The organism is Candidatus Cardinium hertigii, from assembly GCF_003788695.1.
In genome coordinates this window covers 189,687-209,987 of sequence record NZ_RARA01000027.1, presented here as the reverse complement: position 1 = coordinate 209,987, position 20,301 = coordinate 189,687, and the positions used below count along the sequence as shown (strand labels likewise).

The 20,301-nt window shown below is 34.3% G+C and carries 13 protein-coding genes, 2 tRNA genes and 4 pseudogenes; 9 read left to right on the top strand and 10 right to left on the bottom strand.

What is annotated here, in order from left to right:
- Positions 1–226 precede the first annotated feature (226 nt).
- Positions 227–1,231 (bottom strand): annotated as a pseudogene (locus tag EDM02_RS05455) (IS4 family transposase); the annotation flags it as partial.
- 384 nt (positions 1,232–1,615) lie between these two features.
- Here EDM02_RS05455 and EDM02_RS05450 point away from each other — a divergent pair.
- Positions 1,616–1,762 (top strand): annotated as a pseudogene (locus tag EDM02_RS05450) (IS66 family transposase); the annotation flags it as partial.
- Between the two features lie 204 nt (positions 1,763–1,966).
- Here the strand turns inward: EDM02_RS05450 and EDM02_RS05445 are convergent.
- Both EDM02_RS05445 and EDM02_RS05435 read right to left on the bottom strand, forming a co-directional pair.
- The gene (locus EDM02_RS05445; RefSeq protein ID WP_123663723.1) at positions 1,967–3,361 is read right to left on the bottom strand and encodes a hypothetical protein; all 1,395 of its coding nucleotides are present in this window, start codon (positions 3,359–3,361) and stop codon (positions 1,967–1,969) included.
- Between the two features lie 2,018 nt (positions 3,362–5,379).
- Positions 5,380–6,624 (bottom strand): ankyrin repeat domain-containing protein, encoded by a 1,245-nt coding sequence (locus EDM02_RS05435; protein WP_123663719.1) that lies wholly within the window; start codon positions 6,622–6,624, stop codon positions 5,380–5,382.
- A gap of 735 nt (positions 6,625–7,359) precedes the next feature.
- Here EDM02_RS05435 and EDM02_RS05425 point away from each other — a divergent pair.
- The 3 genes and pseudogenes from EDM02_RS05425 to EDM02_RS05410 all read left to right on the top strand — a co-directional run bounded on the left by EDM02_RS05425 (position 7,360) and on the right by EDM02_RS05410 (position 9,090).
- Positions 7,360–7,605 (top strand): IS66 family transposase, encoded by a 246-nt coding sequence (locus EDM02_RS05425; protein WP_123663715.1) that lies wholly within the window; start codon positions 7,360–7,362, stop codon positions 7,603–7,605.
- 90 nt (positions 7,606–7,695) lie between these two features.
- Positions 7,696–8,626 (top strand): annotated as a pseudogene (locus tag EDM02_RS06065) (IS66 family transposase); the annotation flags it as partial.
- Positions 8,627–8,709: 83 nt separating this feature from the next.
- Complete coding sequence (locus EDM02_RS05410; protein ID WP_184891165.1) at positions 8,710–9,090, top strand: IS66 family transposase; 381 nt, start codon at positions 8,710–8,712, stop codon at positions 9,088–9,090.
- A gap of 15 nt (positions 9,091–9,105) precedes the next feature.
- Here EDM02_RS05410 and EDM02_RS05405 read toward each other — a convergent pair whose 3' ends face one another.
- Positions 9,106–10,332 (bottom strand): IS256 family transposase, encoded by a 1,227-nt coding sequence (locus EDM02_RS05405; protein ID WP_123663052.1) that lies wholly within the window; start codon positions 10,330–10,332, stop codon positions 9,106–9,108.
- Between the two features lie 75 nt (positions 10,333–10,407).
- Between EDM02_RS05405 and EDM02_RS05400 the strand changes: the two are divergent.
- Positions 10,408–10,929 (top strand): annotated as a pseudogene (locus EDM02_RS05400) (IS66 family transposase); the annotation flags it as partial.
- Positions 10,930–11,093: 164 nt separating this feature from the next.
- On the opposite strand, the gene EDM02_RS05395 reads toward EDM02_RS05400, so the two are convergent.
- The 6 genes from EDM02_RS05395 to EDM02_RS05370 form a co-directional block, all read right to left on the bottom strand.
- Complete coding sequence (locus EDM02_RS05395; protein WP_123663703.1) at positions 11,094–12,041, bottom strand: hypothetical protein; 948 nt, start codon at positions 12,039–12,041, stop codon at positions 11,094–11,096.
- A gap of 46 nt (positions 12,042–12,087) precedes the next feature.
- The gene (locus tag EDM02_RS05390; protein ID WP_123663701.1) at positions 12,088–13,032 is read right to left on the bottom strand and encodes a CPBP family intramembrane glutamic endopeptidase; all 945 of its coding nucleotides are present in this window, start codon (positions 13,030–13,032) and stop codon (positions 12,088–12,090) included.
- Positions 13,033–13,276: 244 nt separating this feature from the next.
- A complete protein-coding gene (gene dnaX, locus EDM02_RS05385; protein ID WP_123663700.1) occupies positions 13,277–14,983 on the bottom strand; it encodes a DNA polymerase III subunit gamma/tau in 1,707 nt (568 codons plus the stop codon).
- A 34-nt stretch (positions 14,984–15,017) separates the two neighbouring features.
- Positions 15,018–16,142 (bottom strand): molecular chaperone DnaJ, encoded by a 1,125-nt coding sequence (dnaJ, locus tag EDM02_RS05380; protein WP_123663698.1) that lies wholly within the window; start codon positions 16,140–16,142, stop codon positions 15,018–15,020.
- Positions 16,142–16,963, bottom strand: coding sequence for a nucleotide exchange factor GrpE (locus EDM02_RS05375; RefSeq protein WP_123663696.1), 822 nt, complete (start codon positions 16,961–16,963; stop codon positions 16,142–16,144). Before EDM02_RS05375 ends, dnaJ begins: the two co-directional genes overlap by 1 nt.
- Positions 16,964–17,014: 51 nt before the next feature.
- Positions 17,015–17,611 carry a 1-acyl-sn-glycerol-3-phosphate acyltransferase gene (locus EDM02_RS05370; RefSeq protein WP_123663694.1) on the bottom strand — a complete coding sequence of 199 codons (597 nt, stop codon included), beginning with the start codon at positions 17,609–17,611 and terminating at the stop codon, positions 17,015–17,017.
- A 237-nt stretch (positions 17,612–17,848) separates the two neighbouring features.
- Between EDM02_RS05370 and EDM02_RS05365 the strand changes: the two genes are divergently transcribed.
- The 4 genes from EDM02_RS05365 to EDM02_RS05350 all read left to right on the top strand — a co-directional run bounded on the left by EDM02_RS05365 (position 17,849) and on the right by EDM02_RS05350 (position 19,970).
- Positions 17,849–17,922, top strand: a tRNA-Asn gene (locus EDM02_RS05365).
- Positions 17,923–17,960: 38 nt separating this feature from the next.
- Entirely contained in the window at positions 17,961–18,854 is an 894-nt protein-coding gene (gene xerD, locus EDM02_RS05360) for a site-specific tyrosine recombinase XerD (RefSeq protein ID WP_221179618.1), read from the top strand.
- A gap of 84 nt (positions 18,855–18,938) precedes the next feature.
- Positions 18,939–19,011, top strand: a tRNA-Val gene (locus EDM02_RS05355).
- Positions 19,012–19,316: 305 nt separating this feature from the next.
- The gene (locus EDM02_RS05350; protein WP_123663689.1) at positions 19,317–19,970 is read left to right on the top strand and encodes a 4'-phosphopantetheinyl transferase family protein; all 654 of its coding nucleotides are present in this window, start codon (positions 19,317–19,319) and stop codon (positions 19,968–19,970) included.
- Positions 19,971–20,301: the final 331 nt, after the last annotated feature.

Below are 20,301 nucleotides of genomic sequence, written 5' to 3'. Positions count from 1 at the left end.
ATACACAACATCTTATGGAAGCAATAGCTTATAACTTATACAGGTCCCCAAATATCATTTTAAGAGGTTGCTAGGGGAATGGCCTATCCAAAATGAACTAAAAGTATCTAAAAATCAATAAATAATGAGATTATTACTGCCATAACCTTAAAAATGGGAAAAATAACAAAAAATAATACTGGAAAAATAGAAAAAATTATACTGTCGGCCTGTTGCAACGGCCTCACATTACTAAATGAGCCCAAAATTCCTGTAATACAGCTTCTAAATATATACCAGAAAAATTCTCTAGTTCTGCACTTATCTTTAATCGTTTATAACACGCTTCTATATGCCACCTCAAAGCATAAACTTTACTAATGCTTTCCAGGGTAAATTGTGCTCTGTCAAAAAGTGAAGTAACCAAAACTTCTCTTTTGCCATTGGATAACATAAACGCTACGACTCTTACTTTCTGGCTGATAGTTTTATCCTTATTTTCTAGAACTAGATCAAAATCTGATTCGCCCGATACAACCCGCTCCCATAGCTTAGTATAATTTTTTCCTTGTACACGAAAAATAAAATCTGCTTGACATTCATAATGTTGTTTGATAAACTTTACTGAAGTATAACCACGATCATAGATACATAATAATTTATCTTATTTTAATGCACGCATTTGCTGAACCATTTCAGGGAGTTGTTCTTCTGCTAATGTGCGTTCTCCTATATTCCAAGGTACAAGCCGAGCATTACAAATCAGAGATGTAGATAAATCAACAAATAGTGAAACCCTGGCTAAAGGGGGCACAATTCCGTTTGTGCCATTTGGTTTAAAAAGACCAAACTCCGATATGATTTCGGGTGAAGCAGGTAAACGAAGGGAAGAACCATCTGCTGCAATAAGTCTGTACCCCTTCCATGTGCCATAGGTAGGATCATTTTGGTAAGCTATGCGGATGCTGTTTTCCAATAATTCTTTAAATCCAGTATGAGAAAGTTTATACCTTGCTTTGGAAAAAGCTTGCTTGGATGGAGGAATTTTGTACGTTAACGGTTCCATAAGTTCACACTCTATGCCTAAACTTCGCTTAACTAGCTTTAAAATAGTGGAAAATACTATTGGAAAAGTAAGTTTCCTTCTGCGCGTGAACATATGGCCGCCTTTGGAATGGATAGTCTGAAATATTGCTGAATACAATTTATCTTTAATTTCCGAAATAAAATTTTCCCCTAAAAACTCTTGCATAAAAAAATGTATCATACACTTTTTTATGAAATAATAAAAAAAGAATTTATTCGCTAAATAAGAAGCAATGCAGCAAATGTAAAAAAAATATCCTATTCTAATTGGTTATCAATAATAGTTAAACCTTAAGTTGACGCCATTGTCCGTTCACTTGCGTGGCAGCCATATTTTATAGATATTATAGAAAATGGCTAATATTGAATAATTGGTGTTTTGAGGCCGTTGCAATAGAAAATTGCAGTGATTGTATTATACAAATTTAGAGTTTTTTATAAGTTTACAGCACTAAAAATGTATGGTTTATGTTCTTTTAAGGCTTTTAACTAACACTTGAGTATAGATTTCTCTTTTTTATAAAATTTTTATTTTCTATTACAACGGCCTCATTATGTAGTCTATCGTAAGAATGCTTACTTTACCCAATCTGAACGGGGAAATAGATTCTTGGAAAGAATAATTTCTCTCTATCTATCCTGGAAGCAACAAAAGCTAAATCCTTTCCATATTCTTTCCCAGATTATAGAGACTTAGGCCACTCCACTGAACGGATACATAGATTTTTGGAAAGGATAATTTCTCTCTATCTATCCTGGAAGCAACAAAAACTAAATCCTTTCCATAACCTTTCCATAACCTTTCCCAGATTATAGAGGCTTAAGGCCATACCACTGAACGGATACTAGGTATAGATTTTTTCCATAAACCTTTATCATTAGATGGAATTAAATATAGAGGTTACGGCCTCACACTGTTTCCTAATTCTTCTATGTCCACTTCTTCAGATGCGCTTGAGTCTAAATTGTAGGAAATATCATTTTGATTTTGATCATAATAATCAGATACTTTATTTTGTAAATCTTTAAGCTTATTGTTTACATCTTCTGGTACTACGTAGTTTTTTTGAATTATCCCGCATATTTCATTTGCTTCTTTATAAAAATTACGATACGCATCCAATGCTCCACTATGTAGGGTTTCCAAATGCTCCTTTATTTCTTGCAGAACTTTGATTATATCATTCGTTAGCTTAGTAACTTTATTTTTATCTTCATTTAACCTTGAATAATTTCTTAATATACTGGTTTCCAATATATCATGTAGTATTCCGTTTAGTGTATCAACAGATTTTTCAAATTTTCCCTTCCATGGGTCTAGTACCCTGTTATAGGTATTAGGTATCCTTGTGAATATGCTGTACATATTGTCATGCAATTCTAATAATCCTGCGAAAAACTTTTTTGTAGTATTTTTAGTATCGGTTTCCTCAGTGGAACTGTTCATTTTATAGCATAAATCGCATATATTTTCTACAAAAAGATTATCTAGTATAAACATACATACGTTCGAGGCAGACTTAGACAGTTTTATAATGCTTTTTACTGCATTTATTGATTCTATATCAGAATATGTTACTTCTGATATTTCTTTCAATGCTTTTATATTGGATTGAAAGTTTCGGATATTATCTTGGGAGCTAACATTTATGACTTTATCAAATGAGTCTATAATGTGTTTGGAGAAAGTCTGAAATGCCCAAATTTGTTGATCTATATATATTGGCAATAATCGTGAAAACTTATCATTCCATGTTTTAATAAAAGCAATATCTTCATCTTTATCTTTTTGTTGAGCTAATATTCCCTTAAATTGATTTTGTGAGTTTTGAAATTCACGTAGAGAATGCTTTATATCTTCTAATAGCCCTGACATCTCGTTACATTTAGCAGTGTTATTTTCTATTTTTTGAATTGTATTATTGATAACATCTTGATATTCGTTACGTACATAGAATTTATGTAATTGGTTTGTATCAATTTTGCGCCGCTTGTACGTCGGCGTATATTTATTTACTTTTAATTTAAATCTGTCAACTGCAATATTGCAGTCCCCCTGAGTTCTAATCCGCCATTCCTTAAGCGCATCATGTTGTTTTTTTATATCATCACTTTGCAAATTTAAAGTTCGCATTTCTTTTTCTCCCGTCTGAGACGCACTACTACTGGGTAATCCAGCACCACTACTATCTTTCATTCCTAATGATCCAGTTTTTTTCTCACATCCAGTTAATACTAAGGCAGAATAAAAGAGCAATGGCTTCCCAATTTTTTGTAAATGGTTTGTATTTTTCATAATTTTCTATAATTTTCTTTATTATGGTGGTAAGATTAAAGTAAAAAACCATGCGCCCTTTTCTTACAGACAGAAAGGGGTATATGTTCACCTGTTTTTAACGGTATCCGTTCGTCCCATGTTTTAAAGTTTAGGCACTACAAATATGGTTTACGGTAATCTTCAAATTTGTTTTCTAAGACCCTGTTTAACACCACCTTATTATAAGGATCTAGGACCCTATCCCCATACACCTGCTTAAGACATTCCTTGTAAAAGGGAACAATATCCAATGGATTAATACTCTTATTTTGTACTAAAGTAGACATAGCCGTTTCTGTAAAGTAAACAAAAAATTCCGCAGATGCTTTCTCTTCCAAATAGCACTTCTTCATTTCTTGGTCTAAGCTATTAAAATGCTCTTGTATTTTAAATCGACTTTGAATATTTTTTGAGTCTATAGCCAGCCATTTTTTCCATAGATGCATTAAGCATAATGATTCCTTTGATCTTATTTTAACATCTAGTGCAGTACTTTTATTTTTTAATCTGGATACGTAGTCCTGCAGGGACTCCAACGCTTTCCTCATTCCATTTATTATTAAAAAGCATTCACATAAGTTTAACTTTTCTATGAGCGAGACAGTTTCACATCCATGATCATATATCATACCAAGCATCTGATCAGGTGTATCTATACTGCTATACTCCTCTATCCACCAATTAGAATAAGATTTATGGAAATTATCAAAGTTACAATTTGGTGATTCAGCTTTTATATTTTCTACATATTTCTGAATGTCATCGCTTATTTCTTTGTTTAGAGATTTACCTTTCAAAGATTCACTCAAATTTGTTAATTCAACTTCACATGTTTTAAGCTGTTGTATATAGTCCGCATTGCTATTTGGACCTACACAACATTTACATATTGGACATTCTTTGCTATAANTAGAACCATCTTGATTCCCTTGCATACCTAACTTATGCCCCATATTACTACATCCAGCTAATTTCAATGAAAAAAGCAAAAATAGCACCTCATGTTTTTTTGAGTATGTTTTGAACATTTTAGGCGCAATTCCTTTGTTTATATTTTTATTTTTCATATCCTTAATATTAAGCTTTAGGTATTTATTTCGTTATAACGATTTACAATTAATGTAATGATGTAATGGCCCTTTACTTTAATATTATAATTATAATTATAATATTAAATAAGGGTTTAGTAAGGCATCAGGTAGCTGTTTCTTCATAAGAACCTAATAATACAATTATAGGAACTTATTTAGTTAATTCCAAGTAAATCAAGTTATTACTGCTTTTTTACTATAATGTCCGTTTAAATGCAGGGATATGGTATCCGTTTAGTGGTATAGCTTAAGCCTCTATAATCTGGGAATCTATAATCTGGGAAAGTATTATGGAAAGGATTTAGTTTTTGTTGCTTCCAGGATAGATAGAGAGAAATTATTCTTTCCAAAAATCTATTTCCCCGTTCAGATTGGGTAAAGTAAGCATTCTTGCGATAGACTACATAATATATCCGTTCAGTGGTGTAGCAGAGTGCTGAAATTCAGAATAAAAATGACCTGATGATCTATTTATTTTATATTTTACCCAAAAAGTAATTTTTAACGTTTTGAGGTCGTTGCAATAGATCAAGAGTATAATTTTTTCTATTTTTCCAGTGTCATTTTTTGTCATTTTTGATGCTATGGCAGTAAGAATCCCCGATCATTAAGGCTTTTAACTAACACTTGCGTATAGATTTCTCTTTTTTATAAAATTTTTATTTTCTATTGCAACGGCCTCGTTTTGTTTTTAAAGTTCATTAACAGTACTTTCATAAAGTACATATGTATTGAACAATTGCTTATAAATATCTTTATTTCAATTTTTTAGTTGATAATCAACCACAGCCATGCCACTGAACAAATACACGTATTTTCTCATTTTCTCATTTTCTCATAGAACAAATTTTTTCTCTTCTTGTTTGGAGTGATTTTTTAATAGGTTAGCTGTTTCTTCATTATAAATTATAAGTCGTTTGGTGAAAAATATACCCATTCCTTTGTTGTCCAATAATCTTTACCATAATCTAGTAATAATTCGTCTCCACATTGGATATTCTTACAGGTATATAACAATATAAATGGCAGATAACCATCCTCAATTTTATTAAAACGTACACGGGTCCGTTCTACATTGATCTTAACTGCGTGTACAGCCCTATCTTGAGGATCACATTTATAGTCCCAAAATGCGTTGATTTTTATTAAAGGATTTCCACGTCCATAGCCACTTACCATTATATTTTTACCCCACATGGAAACATTAAATGCATAACTATTTAGCTCCTTGACAAGGTCATAGCACTTACCAAATGATACACCATCTCGTATCAAATTTATTTCCTCCGCTAGATCCTCATCAAGGGGAAAATTATTCTCGTTATTTACGGATAAATATTTTCCTACATAAATACCCAATACAGTATATGCTGGAATGTATTCTTTTGCTATCAGCTTATCTTGACCATGTAATAGCACACGTGAATCTTCAGGACCTACTTTTTGAATTTCCACCAAATCATCTCTATAAGTTTTCTCCTTACTTAAGAAAAATTTATTATAAAAATAATCAAACTCTTTATTCAGCCAATCGTACTTCTCACCTTTTAGCTCTTCATACCTAGCTTTAGACGTATTATTTGAACGGTAATGAAAACGCAACGTATTTTGATTTTTATTAAAAGCAGGTCCCTTACTTTTTAGAACAGCTAATTTTTTTTGTACGTTATCTCCTAACACAATACGGGCTTCTGGATCTACCATATTCAATGATTCTGGTGATTCTAGTGATTCTGGTTCTGTTTTTATTTCAGGCATTATTACGTCCGTATTGTTAGCACTTTCTGCTGCCCCGTTATTTAATAATAGTTCTACGCAAGCTTTTTTCCCACCACTGGCAGCATAATCCAAAGCAGTATAACCAGAAAGATCTTTCTCATTTATAAGCGTTGGATCTTGTTCTAAACAAGCCTTGGCACATGCTTTATGGCCCTTTTTTGCTGCTGAAAATAAAGAAGAACAACAGCTAGCAACCTCCGCCTCTGCTACTAATTGCTGAACAGTTTTATTGGGCTGCAGGACAGGAAACATCATTTGATATTGATTGGCACAACTGCATATAAAATACGCCATATAACACCAAAAAATAGATTTAATTATTTTTCTTATATATTGATCAAACATGGCTATTACAAATTTTTTACTATTCATTTTATTTATTTAATTAGAGTTAATTATGTTTTACATAAGTCATATGCATTTTTATGGGCGTTATTAACACAAATAATGCATCAAAATTTGCAATCCATTAAACCAATTATGTTATATTTCTTTATATAAAAGCTTTTTACGTTTTGCTAATTTAAGATATATTTTTTAATATATTGACATGCATTACTTGAATAGAGCTCAAAAATATACAGCATAGAAAAATAGTATCCGTTCAGTGGAGTGGCTTAAATCGTTTAGTAGCTCTATTGTAAAATATAATTATTAATATTAAGTTAGGTTTAGATTTTTCCCATAAACCTTTACCTTAGATGGAATTAAACATAGAAATTATTCCCTATTTACTAAGTCAGGTTCAGATCTTAGACGCTAAGATTGCGTTATTAGAATCTGAAAACAAGGCGTTGCGTTTAGAGAATGCCAACCTAAAAGAAAAACTTGGTTTAAATACTAAGAATTCCTCTATATCCAGTTCAAAAGAATTGTACAAATCCAAGAAACGTCCTAGTCATAAGAGTGGACGTAAGCCAGGTGGCCAACCAGGGCATACAGGTGCTACGCGCTCTAAGATGGTAGCTGATTCAATCGTAGCAGTTCCGCTGGATAATTTGTCCTGTAGTTGTGGAGGGGATATAAGATGCTCTAAAACACCTACTGTGCATCAAAAGGTAGATTTACCAGATATTAAACCTTACGTAATAGATTATCATCTCCAAAATGGGCGTTGTAAAAAATGCGGTAAACGCCGTACTGCNTCCTGATGCGCCGCATGCGGTACGTGTAGCCAAAAACATATTAAAAATTGAAAAAGCATTATGGAAATTCTTAGAGGATCCCTTAACTATACCCTTAACGAATAACCATGCTGAAAGGCAAATTAGACATTATGTAGTCTATCGTAAGAATGCTTACTTTGTATCCGTTCAGTGGAGTGGCTTAAATCGTTTAGTAGCTCTATTGTAAAATATAATTATTAATATTAAGTTAGGTTTAGATTTTTCNCATAAGAGTGGACGTAAGCCAGGTGGCCAACCAGGGCATACAGGTGCTACGCGCTCTAAGATGGTAGCTGATTCAATCGTAGCAGTTCCCCTGGATAATTTGTCCTGTAGTTGTGGAGGGGATATAAAATGCTCTAAAAAACCTACTGTGCATCAAAAGGTAGATTTACCAGAGATTAAACCTTACGTAATAGATTATCATCTCCAAAATGGGCGTTGTAAAAAATGCGGTAAACGCCGTACTGCTGATCTTCCCCCTAACGTTACGTCAGACATATTTGGCCCAAGAACAAAATCAGTTATTACAGCTTTAACAGGCTTTTACAAAAATTCTAAGCGAGAAGTAGCCGATATCTTAAAAGATATATGTAATCTTCCTATTAGTCTTGGCACTNTGTGCTGCGTCGTATCAAACTATAGTGCAGAAAGTTAGCCAAAGCAACTTGTTACATATAGACGAAACAAGCCATTATACTAAGGGTAAGCTTGGCTGGTGTTGGCTATTTACTAATCAAGTAGGTAGCGTCCTTAAGCTTACGCCTTCTAGAGGTATGCATGTTTTAAAAAATAGTGCATTTGCAGGTAAACATGCAACAATAGTCAGCGATAGGTATGCAGTCTATAACTATTTTAGTCCATCAAAACGCCAAATTTGCTGGTCTCACTTAGCTAGAGATTTTGAAAGGCTTGCCCATAGTGCTCATAGTGCTATTAAAAACTTAGGAGAAAGTTTAAAACAAGTGGCAACTGACTTGTTTGGGTTAACCAAATGGAAATTCTTAGAGGATCCCTTAACTATACCCTTAACGAATAACCGTGCTGAAAGGCAGATTAGACATTATGTAGTCTATCGCAAGAATGCTTACTTTACCCAATCTGAACGGGGAAATAGATTTTTGGAAAGGATAATTTCTCTCTATCTATCCTGGAAGCAACAAAAACTAAATCCTTTCCATAATCTTTCCAAGATTATAGAGGCTTAGGCCACTCCACTGAACGGACAATGGCGTCAACTTAAGGTTTAACTATTATTGATAACCAAGTAGAATAGGATATTTTTTTACATTTGCTACATGGCTTCTTNGGCTTTTACAAAAATTCTAAGCGGGAAGTAGCCGATATCTTAAAAGATATATGTAATCTTCCTATTAGTCTTGGCACTATATCTAATAGTGAAGGAAAGGTATCCTCGAAATGTGCTGCGTCGTATCAAACTATAGTGCAGAAAGTTAGCCAAAGCAACTTGTTACATATAGACGAAACAAGCCATTATACTAAGGGTAAGCTTGGCTGGTGTTGGCTATTTACTAATCAAGTAGGTAGCGTCCTTAAGCTTACGCCTTCTAGAGGTATGCATGTTTTAAAAAATAGTGCATTTGCAGGTAAACATGCAACAATAGTCAGCGATAGGTATGTATCTATAGGGTCTTTCTACAAGATTGTGTAAATAGACATAAGGCAATTAAATCCTGCCTTCAAATTTAATCATAAAGTGAGCCCTAGCACTATTCCAATTTTGAATGGGCATAGTCCATTTTTTAGTCATGTAAGCCACGGTTAAATACAAAATCTTAAAAACAGCATTATCATTAGGAAAGACTCTTTTATTTTTTGTAGCCTTTCGAAACTGACTATTAGCAGATTCAATACTATTAGTAGTATAAATAACCCGCCGGATATCCTCAGGATAATCTAAGAAAAGTATCAAATTATCCCAATGGTTATACCAGGATTTGGCAATATGTGGATATCGTTTACTCCATTTAGTATCAAATGCCACTAAAGCATTATATGCCTCTTCTTCAGTGGATGACTTGTAAATAGACTGTAAATCAGATACTACTTCTTTACGATCTTTATAGGACACATATTGTAAACTGTTTCTAATCTGATGAACTATACAGAGTTGATGTTCTGTTTTCGGGTAAACTGCATGTATAGCATCAGACATCCCTGATAAGTTATCACTGCAAGCAATTAATATATCTTTAAGGCCCCTATTTTTTAATTCTGTTAAGTTACCAAGCCAAAACTTAGACCCCTCGTTTTCACTGATCCATAGTCCTAAAATATCTTTTATTCCAGATAAATCTATACCTAAAGCAACATATACCGATTTGTTGATAATGCGCTTATCTTGCCTTACTTTTACTACAAGGCAATCAAAGTATACTATAGCATATACTGATTCAAGAGGACGGTTTTGCCATAGAACAACCTCATCCATCACATTATCAGTGATTTTACTTATCAAACTTTCACTTATAGTGGCACCATATAATTCTTCTAATTGTATCTTTATATCAGATAAGCTCATCCCTTTGGCATATAAAGATAGAATTTTCTGGTCAAGGCCATCTATTCTTCTCTGTTGTTTAGGTATGATTATAGGCTCAAATGTACCTGATCTGTCTCTTGGAACATCCAGATCTATTGCGCCATGATCTGTAGTTAAGCGCTTGGTATAACTGCCATTTCTCGAATTATCAGACTCATTCCTACTATATTTACTATAGCCTAAATGATCGTCTAATTCTGCCCCAAGGGCTCGTTCTACTATATTTTTCGTTAAAACTTTTAATAGACCTTCTTGGCTAAAGATAGTCGATAAGTCTGCTCCTCCTTCTAACAATAAATCTATCGCTGCTTGGAGTTTTGGGTTAATAGGATCTTTCTTTTTTGATTGCATAATCATAGTAGTTAATTTTCATATAATATAGAACAACGAAAATCATTTTACACAATCTTTTAGAAAGACCCAGTCTATAACTATTTTAGTCCATCAAAACGCCAAATTTGCTGGTCTCACTTAGCTAGAAATTTTGAAAGGCTTGCCCATAGTGCTCATAATACTATTAAAAACTTAGGAGAAAGTTTAAAACAAGTTGCAACTGACTTGTTTGGGTTAACCAAAGCTTGCTTAAATAAAAAATTTGATTTGCGTTTCTTTTTAAAACGTGCTAGAAAATTACGTAAACGAACCGGTTATTATTTAAGAGGTATTTTACCTATTCCTGATGCGCCGCATGCGGTACGTGTAGCTAAAAATATATTAAAAATTGAAAAAGCATTATGGAAATTCTTAGAGGATCCCTTAACTATACCCTTAACGAATAACCATGCTGAAAGGCAGATTAGACATTATGTAGTCTATCACAAGAATGCTTACTTTACCCAATCTGAACGGGGAAATAGATTCTTGGAAAGAATAATTTCTCTCTATCTATCCTGGAAGCAACAAAAGCTAAATCCTTTCCATATTCTTTCCCAGATTATAGAGACTTAGGCCACTCCACTGAACGGATACCTTACTTTACCCAATCTGAACGGGGAAATAGATTTTTGGAAAGAATAATTTCTCTCTATCTATCCTGGAAGCAACAAAAACTAAATCCTTTCCATAATCTTTCCCAGATTATAGAGACTTAGGCCACTCCACTGAACGGATACTTACGTTTTATTTAAAGAAATAATCAGCCTGCCTGTTTGTTGGTCTATTATTTCAAGATGATGCGTTTGGTTAAGCTGTATGTAAACGCATACAGGTATTTTATCACTATTTAAATACCACCCCTGTTTGTTATTTTTATTGATCCGTAATTTAATATCTCCATTTTTCCACTTTAACCTTTTATTTATTACTCTTTTTTCTTTGTTCCTATATTTTTTGTCCCTGCTTATAAAAGCTACATATTCACTTTCTGTAGCAAATAGGGTAAGCTTACCCGTTTGGTAATTTACCCAATCGCCTACATAGGGACTTGCATCACTATTTTGCTGACTTATAAAATCTTTTAAACTATATTCCCATGGTGCTTTTAGATGGTTTGTTTTTTTTAGAAAAAGTACTGTTTGATCATAGTGAATTTCAATATAAGGTTGATTTATGTATTTATAAATGGTTTGATGCTGTTCTTTGTTTTTAGGTGTTATGGTAATACGTTTTCTTTTACTGTCCAACAAGTGGTCCCAAAGTGTATCACTGAGCGCACCTAAAGTATTCGTACTTTCTGCTGTTGATGTGGAAATTTCTTTATCAGGTACAGCTATACGGACATATTTAGTGACCTCTTGCTTATTTCCAAAAGATAGCAATACCATATCTGCACCCACTTGTTTACCGAATTTAATACATGCTTCAGCTGTTACCGGACGGTTTGTAAAGGTAGATTTACCTATTACAGCATAGCTATTAAATAATTCCTTCTCTTTGTCATAAGACGTTTTAATAAAAATAGGTACTTTTTTTGCAGCACGTTTTTCAGGGTAATAATGAACATAGGTGTTTTTTATTAACAAATCATCAAATGTTTCACAACTTGTTACTAACAAAAATAAGCCAATGCCCCATAGTACTTTGTGTAGATTTTTTATTATCGCTAAAAATTTTTGTAGCATAGTATTCCGTTTATTTTATTGTTTTATACTGTATTTTACAAATATCCTATACTGCAGTAGGATAACTAAACAGAAGGAGATGGCATAAATTTAATCCAAAATGTACTACCATTGCACATATTAGCCTATTGGTTTTGTCATAAGTATATCCGTAACATAAGCCACAAATCGTAGCAAATATTATATAGATAATACCACCTTTAAGATGAACTAAACCAAATAGCAAAGATGCAATAATAATATGAAGGTTTTTGCTCACTACCGTATCAAATTTTGCTAGTGGTTTTAATAGGCCTCCATTCACTTCTGCTGAAGCGTTTGCAGGCGTAAGGGCCACTTTTTTATATAAATAGCCTATACAAGTTTTTAAGGTATTTTGTAAAAATACACGGAAAATTATTTCCTCTGCCATGCACACAAAAAAGAAGTTATTCATGGCCCATATCCAGAGCATACTTGGTATTTTTGGATCGAATTTCACATATCCACTAATAAAAGCAGGAATTAAAACTAATGAAATACAAATCAAAAGAGAAATAACGGTTTGCTGTAAAGATTTTATATCTATTTTTTTCTCTAAAATATAGAAATGCCTTATGGAATAGAGTATTAGTGCAGACATAGTCTTGTCAAAATTTAAAGATATAGAAAAAGAAGACAATAATGCAACAAACTGTACTTGAGTATTTTTAAAGAAACCAGGTATTACGTGAAAAGGAAAACCAGCTAGGAAAGTAGATAACCCTATAAATAATAACGTTTTCAAAACATTATTATAATTCTTAACATGAAAATATAGATAGGCCATTATACCAAAGCCACACAATGCAGTTAGCCCCACCATATTGATTATGTCCTCATATAATCCTACCATATTTGTTACAACGATGCTTATATATAAAAACTTTTTATTTCTACAAAATAATGCAATAATCACTGTAATCGCCAACAAAATAAGGATATGGTAATAGAAAATAAAATTGGCTATCATAAAATTAGCTATCAGCATATGGCTTCGTTATATATTTAATAAATAGACCTATTGTTAGTACACTTCAGCATCCGTAGTGTACTTTTGGCTCTATATTTCTTACTATCTCATTGCAAGTTATAAAAATAATAGAACATTTGTATAGAAGTTATACATATAAGGCATTACCCGAACTTCTTTTAAAATATTTTAGGTAATCAGTTCTATTTGTATTAGATAGTTGATGCAGTTGCGTCCATTGGCATCAGTACACTACCTCTAACTTAAATCGTTCTCGCATCAATGCTATAGCGGGATTTTTTTTGCTCAAGTAGGTTAATTTTTCTTGATCAGTATAAGGCTTTGTACCTTGTAATTCCTGAACCAGGATACTTTGAAGGATTATTTTAGGATCATTGAATTTTTTACGCAGTTGTACTAAAAGCTCTTCCTTAAGGTTTTGCAACATACTTTCTTGGACAGAATTGATCAATGCAATAATAATAACTTGATCTTGAACCTTTATCGGCTGATTCATAAGATGATAACCCGCTATATTACCCTGTTGTTTAAGTTGTTCACCGTAATCAGCAAAAAAAGCTTGCACTGCTTTTTCTATGATGGGCTCTTTGGAAGCAGGTTGCGCTTCTATTTTTTTAGGTGCATTTATTTTTTTTTTTGTAAGCAAAACATTTTTTAAGCTCTGTAAACTAGGAATAACTAATGTTTCTTGCTTAGGGGGAGGTACCACATCTGTTATCTGCGGTTTTATAGCATTATGCTTATCTAGCGTTCGAGAAGGCGTCTGGGTGGAGGATATTGCCGTTTCTGTTGCATGCGCTACGGTTTCTTCAACAGGAAAAGACCTCGTTGCTAACTCAATCAGTAACAGTTCTACATGCAATCTTTGGTGTTGGCTAGCCTTATAATGTATATCACATTGATTTAAGAGCGTTAATGCTCTTAATATAAAAGGCATCTGACATTTGGAAGCATATTCAGCATAGGATGGACGTATATGATCCGTGACTTCTAAAAGAGGAATAGTGGCGTTGTCTTTGCAAACCAGTAAGTTTCGAAAATGTTCTCCAAGCCCTACTACGAAATGATGTCCATTAAATCCAGCACGTAAAATGGCATCAAAAAGCAAGAGTACAGCAGAAACATTGCCTTGTAAGAAGGCTTCTGTACATTTAAAATAATAATCATAATCAAGCAATTGAAGATAGTCTCTCGTGCTGGTATAACCAATCGTTTCCCCTTTACCTGCAAAGGTAGTAAGGAGATCAAACATAGAAAGCGCATCACGTAGGGCGCCCTCCGCTTTTTGAGCAATAAGCTGCAAAGCAGATATTTCGTAAGCAATCGATTCCTTTGTAGCAATGATTTGAAGTTGTGTAACAATATCTTCTAATTTGATTCTATGAAAATTAAAGATTTGACAGCGAGATAAAATAGTGGGGAGTACCTTGTGCCTTTCCGTAGTAGCCAATATAAATATGGCATAACTAGGGGGTTCTTCAAGTGTTTTGAGAAAAGCATTAAAAGCAGCATTAGACAACATATGTACCTCATCTATAATGTATATTTTATATTTTCCCACTTGAGGAACATAACGAACCTGATCAACCAGATCACGAATATCTTCTACAGAGTTATGAGAAGCAGCATCTAACTCATACACATTCATAGAGCTACTGCTGTTAAAGCTGAGACAATTTGTACAATGGTTACAAGGTTCTATTTCCTGGGTAATTTGTAGGCAATTGATCGCTTTTGCCAAAATACGGGCACAAGTCGTTTTTCCTACACCACGTGGTCCACAAAAAAGAAAAGCGTGCGCAAGCTGATTACATGCTATGGCGTTTTGTAAAGTAGTGATAATATGGGGTTGGCTAATTACCTCTTTAAAGCTAGTAGGACGATATTTTCTTGCGGAAACTACAAATGGGTTTGTGCATGGGCTGCTCATAGTAACATTTTAAACATAGATGGCTCATAAAGCGTTATCCTTGAAAAAAAGATTTGATACGCTCAAAAAAACTCTCTTCTTTTTTATTTGGTTTAGGTATAAAATTAGACGAATGTCGGAGCGAAAGCAATAGCTCTTTTTCTTCTTTTGTTAGTTCTTGTGGCGTCCAAATTTGCACAAATACTAACTGATCTCCCTTTGTACCGTAGCCATCTACTGTTGGAATGCCTTTTCCTATTAATTTAAGTACTTTTCCACTTCTTGTTCCAGGTGAAATCTTAAGCCGCACTTTGCCATATATAGTTGGCACTTCCATTTCGCAACCTAGTGTCGCATCTATAAAGCTGATATGTAGGGTATAACAAATATTATTGCCTTCACGTTTTAAAAGATCATCTTCCTCTTCATCGATTTGGATAATCAGATTGCCAGATATGCCACCACGTGGTGGTACATTACCTTTGTCTCGTAGGGTTAACTCCATACCTTTTCTTACCCCTTTAGGGATCTGAAAGGTAATGAGGTCTTCTATCAGCTCCCTGCCTTGTCCATGGCAACTTCTACAAGGCGTTTTGATCTGCTTGCCTGTTCCAGAACAGTTACTACAGGTAGTTTCCGTAAACATGTTCCCAAGCAATGTTTGGGCCATTTTACGTATACTACCATGACCTTTACATAGCCCACATTTTTCTATGGCATTGCCACCTTCTGACCCATTACCTCTACAGGACGTACAACTTGTGTAGCGCTTTACTTTTACTTTTTTTTCAGCACCTTGTGCAATTTCTTGAAGATTTAATTTTAACTTTATTCGTAAATCTTCTCCATAATTGGGCTGCTGGCGGTCCCTACCTCTTCCCCCAAAAAAACTTCCAAAGGGTGAATTTTGAAATAAGTCACTAAGGTCACCTTCGTAAAAATCACTTCTCCCATTGCCTTTTAATCCATCTTTACCAAACTGATCATATCGAGACCTTTTTTCTGGATTGCTCAAGACATCATAAGCTTCTGTTGCAGCCTTAAACTTATCTTCTGAAGCTTTGTTTCCTGGATTTTTATCAGGGTGGTGCTGCATGGCTATCTTTCGATAGGCTTTTTTAATTTCGTCAACGGAGGCGCTACGTTCTACACCTAGCATGTTGTAATAATCTTGTGCCATTATACTCCAATCACAACTTTAGCAAACCGTAATACATGCGCATTGAGCATGTACCCTTGTTCTACTACTGCAATAATTTTTCCTTTCATTGCGGGGTTTTCTACCGGCTTCTGCATAATAGCTTCATGCAATTCTGTATTAAATGCACTTCCCTCTTGTAAAGCCATTTCCTTTACGCCAAATTTTTTTAAGAATGCGCATAATTTATCGTAGATCAATTTTATGCCTTCTTGCATAGCGTGTTGCGCTCCCTCCTGTTCTGGTTGTAGGGCAGCTATCCCTCGTTCAAAATCATCTACAATAGGCATCAATTCTTTTAATGTTTTTTCGTTGGCTTTATCGATAAGCTCAATCCTTTCTTTGGCTACCCTCTTCTTAAAATTTTCAAATTCAGAATAAAGACGAATATACTTTTCATTTGCTGCAACCAGTAAGGCTTGGAGCTTTTCTAATGCATCTACCGCATGGTCTTCCCCATTTATAGCTTTATCTATTGCTTTATTTATCTGTTTACATTCGCCATTTGGAGATTCGCCATTTGGAGATTGATAAGATGCCTCCTCATTAGCTGATTCGCAACAGCATGTTGCGTTTTGGGCTTCTTGCGCTCCGCAACAGCATGGCCGATTTTTCGTTTTTTGTGATCCGCAACAACCTGTAGCGGTAGGAGTAGGATTGATTATCTCTTGCTCTTTATTGCAGCTGGTTCCTTGCATATTTTTGTCCTGTAGCTTCATATTAAAAAATAGGTTCGAAATGTTCTTGTTATTGAAAATAGTAAAAATATTCATAGCCTCTTTGCCTAGCGTAAGTATATGCATTTTTTTTACCAAATGGTGATAATATGACAAATTGGCATAGCCATTGGCCTATCAAATTACACCTTTTTCTGGATATTTACCAGGTATTTTTATGTAAAAATTCTGTATATCTGCTATATCTTTATTCATATTACCTGTAGGATAAAAAATTGGACCTAAGCCCATTTCTTTTGTAGCATAATTGATATATCCTAACATAATGGGGACATTTCCTGCTTCAGCAATCCTATAAAATCCTGTTTTCCAGCGTTTTACATATTTTCTAGTTCCCTCAGGAGGGATTACTAGTAAAAGTGTATCTGCTGCATTAAGGGTGTTGGCCATTACAGATGCCATATTGTGCCCTTTGTTTGGGGTTGTCTTACTTCGATCTATTGGGATGGCCCCTAGGGCACGCATTACATATGAAAGTGGAAAAAACATTACTTCTTTTTTTATCGCAAATTTGAAAGCCACGGTTGGATAGCTAAATTTAAATAATATGCTATACAAAAAATCCCAGTTAGTCGTATGCGGAGCAAGCACCACTACTGCTTTTTTTAAAGCTGTTGGATGGGTAATATTGTTAATTTTCCACCCCAATAGCCGGATAAGGACCATAGCCCATTTGCTCGTCCAATTACATTCTTTCTTGAGTATTTTACACATACATATTAGTAATTACAAATCGTTCTGATGATATCATACAGAAGATTATTATGCGCATGGACCATTCTTGCATGGGTTTTTATATAAAAAAGGATGGTATAGCTATGTAAGCGTATACCACGCATAGTGATCGTAAAGCAACTGATCAAAAATATTCAACAAATGCATATTTTCATAACTCTTATTATATTTTTATTGTTTATGCCAAAAAAAATGGTAAAATTGCAGATAGTACTTTCCTCCTTAGCTCAGTTGGTTAGAGCATTTGACTGTTAATCAAAGGGTCGCTGGTTCGAGTCCAGCAGGGGGAGCTTTAACACGCATAATGGAACAAGAATGGAAATATTTTTTGCAACAGTTTGAGATGTATCTGCGTTTAGAACGCTCCCTTGCTGAAAATTCTACAATAGCTTATCTTACTGATATAACAAAATTTACTCAGTTTTTACTGCATAAGCATATATCACTACTTGCTGTTGAGCCGGTGCATATTCGTGCATTTTTAGTTGCGTTACATAGTGGGGGAATGAAAGCTACTAGTCAGTCTAGGGTTCTTTCTGCCTTGCGTGTTTTTTACAAATTTTTATTGCTAGATAATCATATAACGGAAGATCCTACTGGTCTGGTAGAAAGTCCGCAATTGGGTCGATATTTGCCATCTGTGTTGTCTGTTCCGCAGATTGTGTCTATGATTAAAGTTATAGACCATTCTACACCTACTGGTATGCGTAATCGGGCTATTGTGGAAACGCTGTATGGTACGGGTATGCGTGTTTCTGAATTAACAGACTTGAAAGCAAGCCATGTCTATTTTGAAGAAGGGTTTGTGCGGGTCATAGGAAAAGGTAATAAAGAACGCTTGGTGCCTATTGGTGCTATAGCGTTAAAATATATTAAACTTTATGTGGAAGAGGTTCGTGTCCATATGGATATATCATCAGGGTATTCAGATTATCTTTTTTTAAATCGACGAGGAAAAAACTTAACCAGAGTGATGATTTTTTTAATTGTGCAGGAACTAGCCAAGAAAGCTAAAATTAATATGGAGGTTGGGCCGCATATTTTTAGACATTCTTTTGCTACGCATTTGGTAGAAGGTGGGGCAGATTTACGTGCTGTACAGGAAATGTTAGGCCACAGTTCCATAACTACTACTGAAATGTATACACATTTAGATAGAAATTATCTTAAACAAATTATACAAGATTATCATCCAAGAAATCACATAAATAATCATAATTGATATTTTTTAAATGGTTGCATACATGTAATTTTTACGTGTGAATGCTTTTTGGGAGAGAAAATGATTATATTTATATTTCGACTTGGGTTCTTAGCTCAGCTGGTAGAGCATCTGTCTTACACACAGAAGGCCGCAGGTTCGAATCCTGCAGGGCCCACGTACATCATATTTTGTACTTAAAATTTTGGGAATTATGCCAGTTAGGTTACAGCGTAAAGCAAGAAAAAATAAAATACGAGCGGGGCAACGCAAAGCCGCTATTAAACGCCTTCTGTTTATGCCTGTTATTAAATGTGTAGACATAGAAGAAATGCGTAAAAGTTTTGCTAACAAGCAAATAAGTTCCTAGCTTTAGGCTCTTAATTTTAGGCCAATCAATCATATAACCGGCTTCATTTAAAAAAAGTACTACTATGCTACCGTTGCAATTGCTTTCGATGGGATCGGGGCATTTATGGATGCATGCCTGTTTATAGTTTTTCAAGTCTATCCTCCTCTAGCTTTTTACTTATTTGGAAGATAGAAGAAAGTTTGGACAGATTATATGCACAGCTTCATCCACTTTTTTTAGCTGATTTTAATAATAGAAGTAGTGGCTCTTCTAAAAAACGTATACAACAGACGTTAGCTGTTCGATGGGCTCTTTGTTCTTTACTGGAAAAGCTGGATTTACCTATTGTGACCCTTTCCAAGGATATAGCGGGCAAACCTATTTTAGAAAATAGCAGGCTACATTGTAGTTTTACACATACCCCTTATTTTGCTACAGTAGCGCTTTCTACCGCTTTCCCTATAGGAGTCGATATGGAAATGGTAAGACCGAAGTTAAATATTGTACAAGAAAAGATTTTAACCGAGGAAGAATCTAAAAATGCTAATAATTGTCTTGAAAAGCTGGCTATATATTGGTGTGCCAAAGAAGCGCTATATAAAATAGTGGGTAGCAAAGCTTGGCCCGCTAAGCATATTTTTATCGAACCCTTTCCATTGCAAACGGAAGGAAAGATTATAGCAAATTTACATCAAAAAAAATATGCCATGGACTATAAGAAAATTGGTGATGACGTAGGGGTATTGCCTCATTTTCTGGTCTTTTGTGAAGACCATTACCTTTAAAATATTCGTTCACTTGCGTGGTAGCGATATTATAGATTACAACAAATGGCTAATATTGGCATCCGTTCACTTGTGTGGTAGCCATTTTTATAGATTACAGCAAATAGCTAATAATTAATAATTGATTATTTTATCCATTTTTAAAAAAACTACTTCTTTTAAAGCTACTTTTTTTGCTTGATCAAAAAAAGTAGCCAAAAAAAATCAAGCGTTAATGAAAAAACTGCTGAAAAACCGAAAATCAAATCTCGCTCCTACGGAGCTCAGACAAGTTGATTTTCTTTTGATTTTTTCTTTACTTTGCTTTGTACGGTTTTTTCAAGGCGCATTC

Bases quoted from the DNA above. Each gene is read 5' to 3' on its own strand.
- EDM02_RS05445 (WP_123663723.1), bottom strand. From the start codon at position 3,361: ATGAAAAATACAAACCATTTACAAAAAATTGGGAAGCCATTGCTCTTT.
- EDM02_RS05435 (WP_123663719.1), bottom strand. From the start codon at position 6,624: ATGAATAGTAAAAAATTTGTAATAGCCATGTTTGATCAATATATAAGA.
- EDM02_RS05405 (WP_123663052.1), bottom strand. From the start codon at position 10,332: ATGCAATCAAAAAAGAAAGATCCTATTAACCCAAAACTCCAAGCAGCG.
- EDM02_RS05395 (WP_123663703.1), bottom strand. From the start codon at position 12,041: ATGCTACAAAAATTTTTAGCGATAATAAAAAATCTACACAAAGTACTA.
- EDM02_RS05390 (WP_123663701.1), bottom strand. From the start codon at position 13,032: ATGATAGCCAATTTTATTTTCTATTACCATATCCTTATTTTGTTGGCG.
- dnaX (WP_123663700.1), bottom strand. From the start codon at position 14,983: ATGAGCAGCCCATGCACAAACCCATTTGTAGTTTCCGCAAGAAAATAT.
- dnaJ (WP_123663698.1), bottom strand. From the start codon at position 16,142: ATGGCACAAGATTATTACAACATGCTAGGTGTAGAACGTAGCGCCTCC.
- EDM02_RS05375 (WP_123663696.1), bottom strand. From the start codon at position 16,963: ATGCATATACTTACGCTAGGCAAAGAGGCTATGAATATTTTTACTATT.
- EDM02_RS05370 (WP_123663694.1), bottom strand. From the start codon at position 17,611: ATGTGTAAAATACTCAAGAAAGAATGTAATTGGACGAGCAAATGGGCT.
- EDM02_RS05350 (WP_123663689.1), top strand. From the start codon at position 19,317: ATGCCTGTTTATAGTTTTTCAAGTCTATCCTCCTCTAGCTTTTTACTT.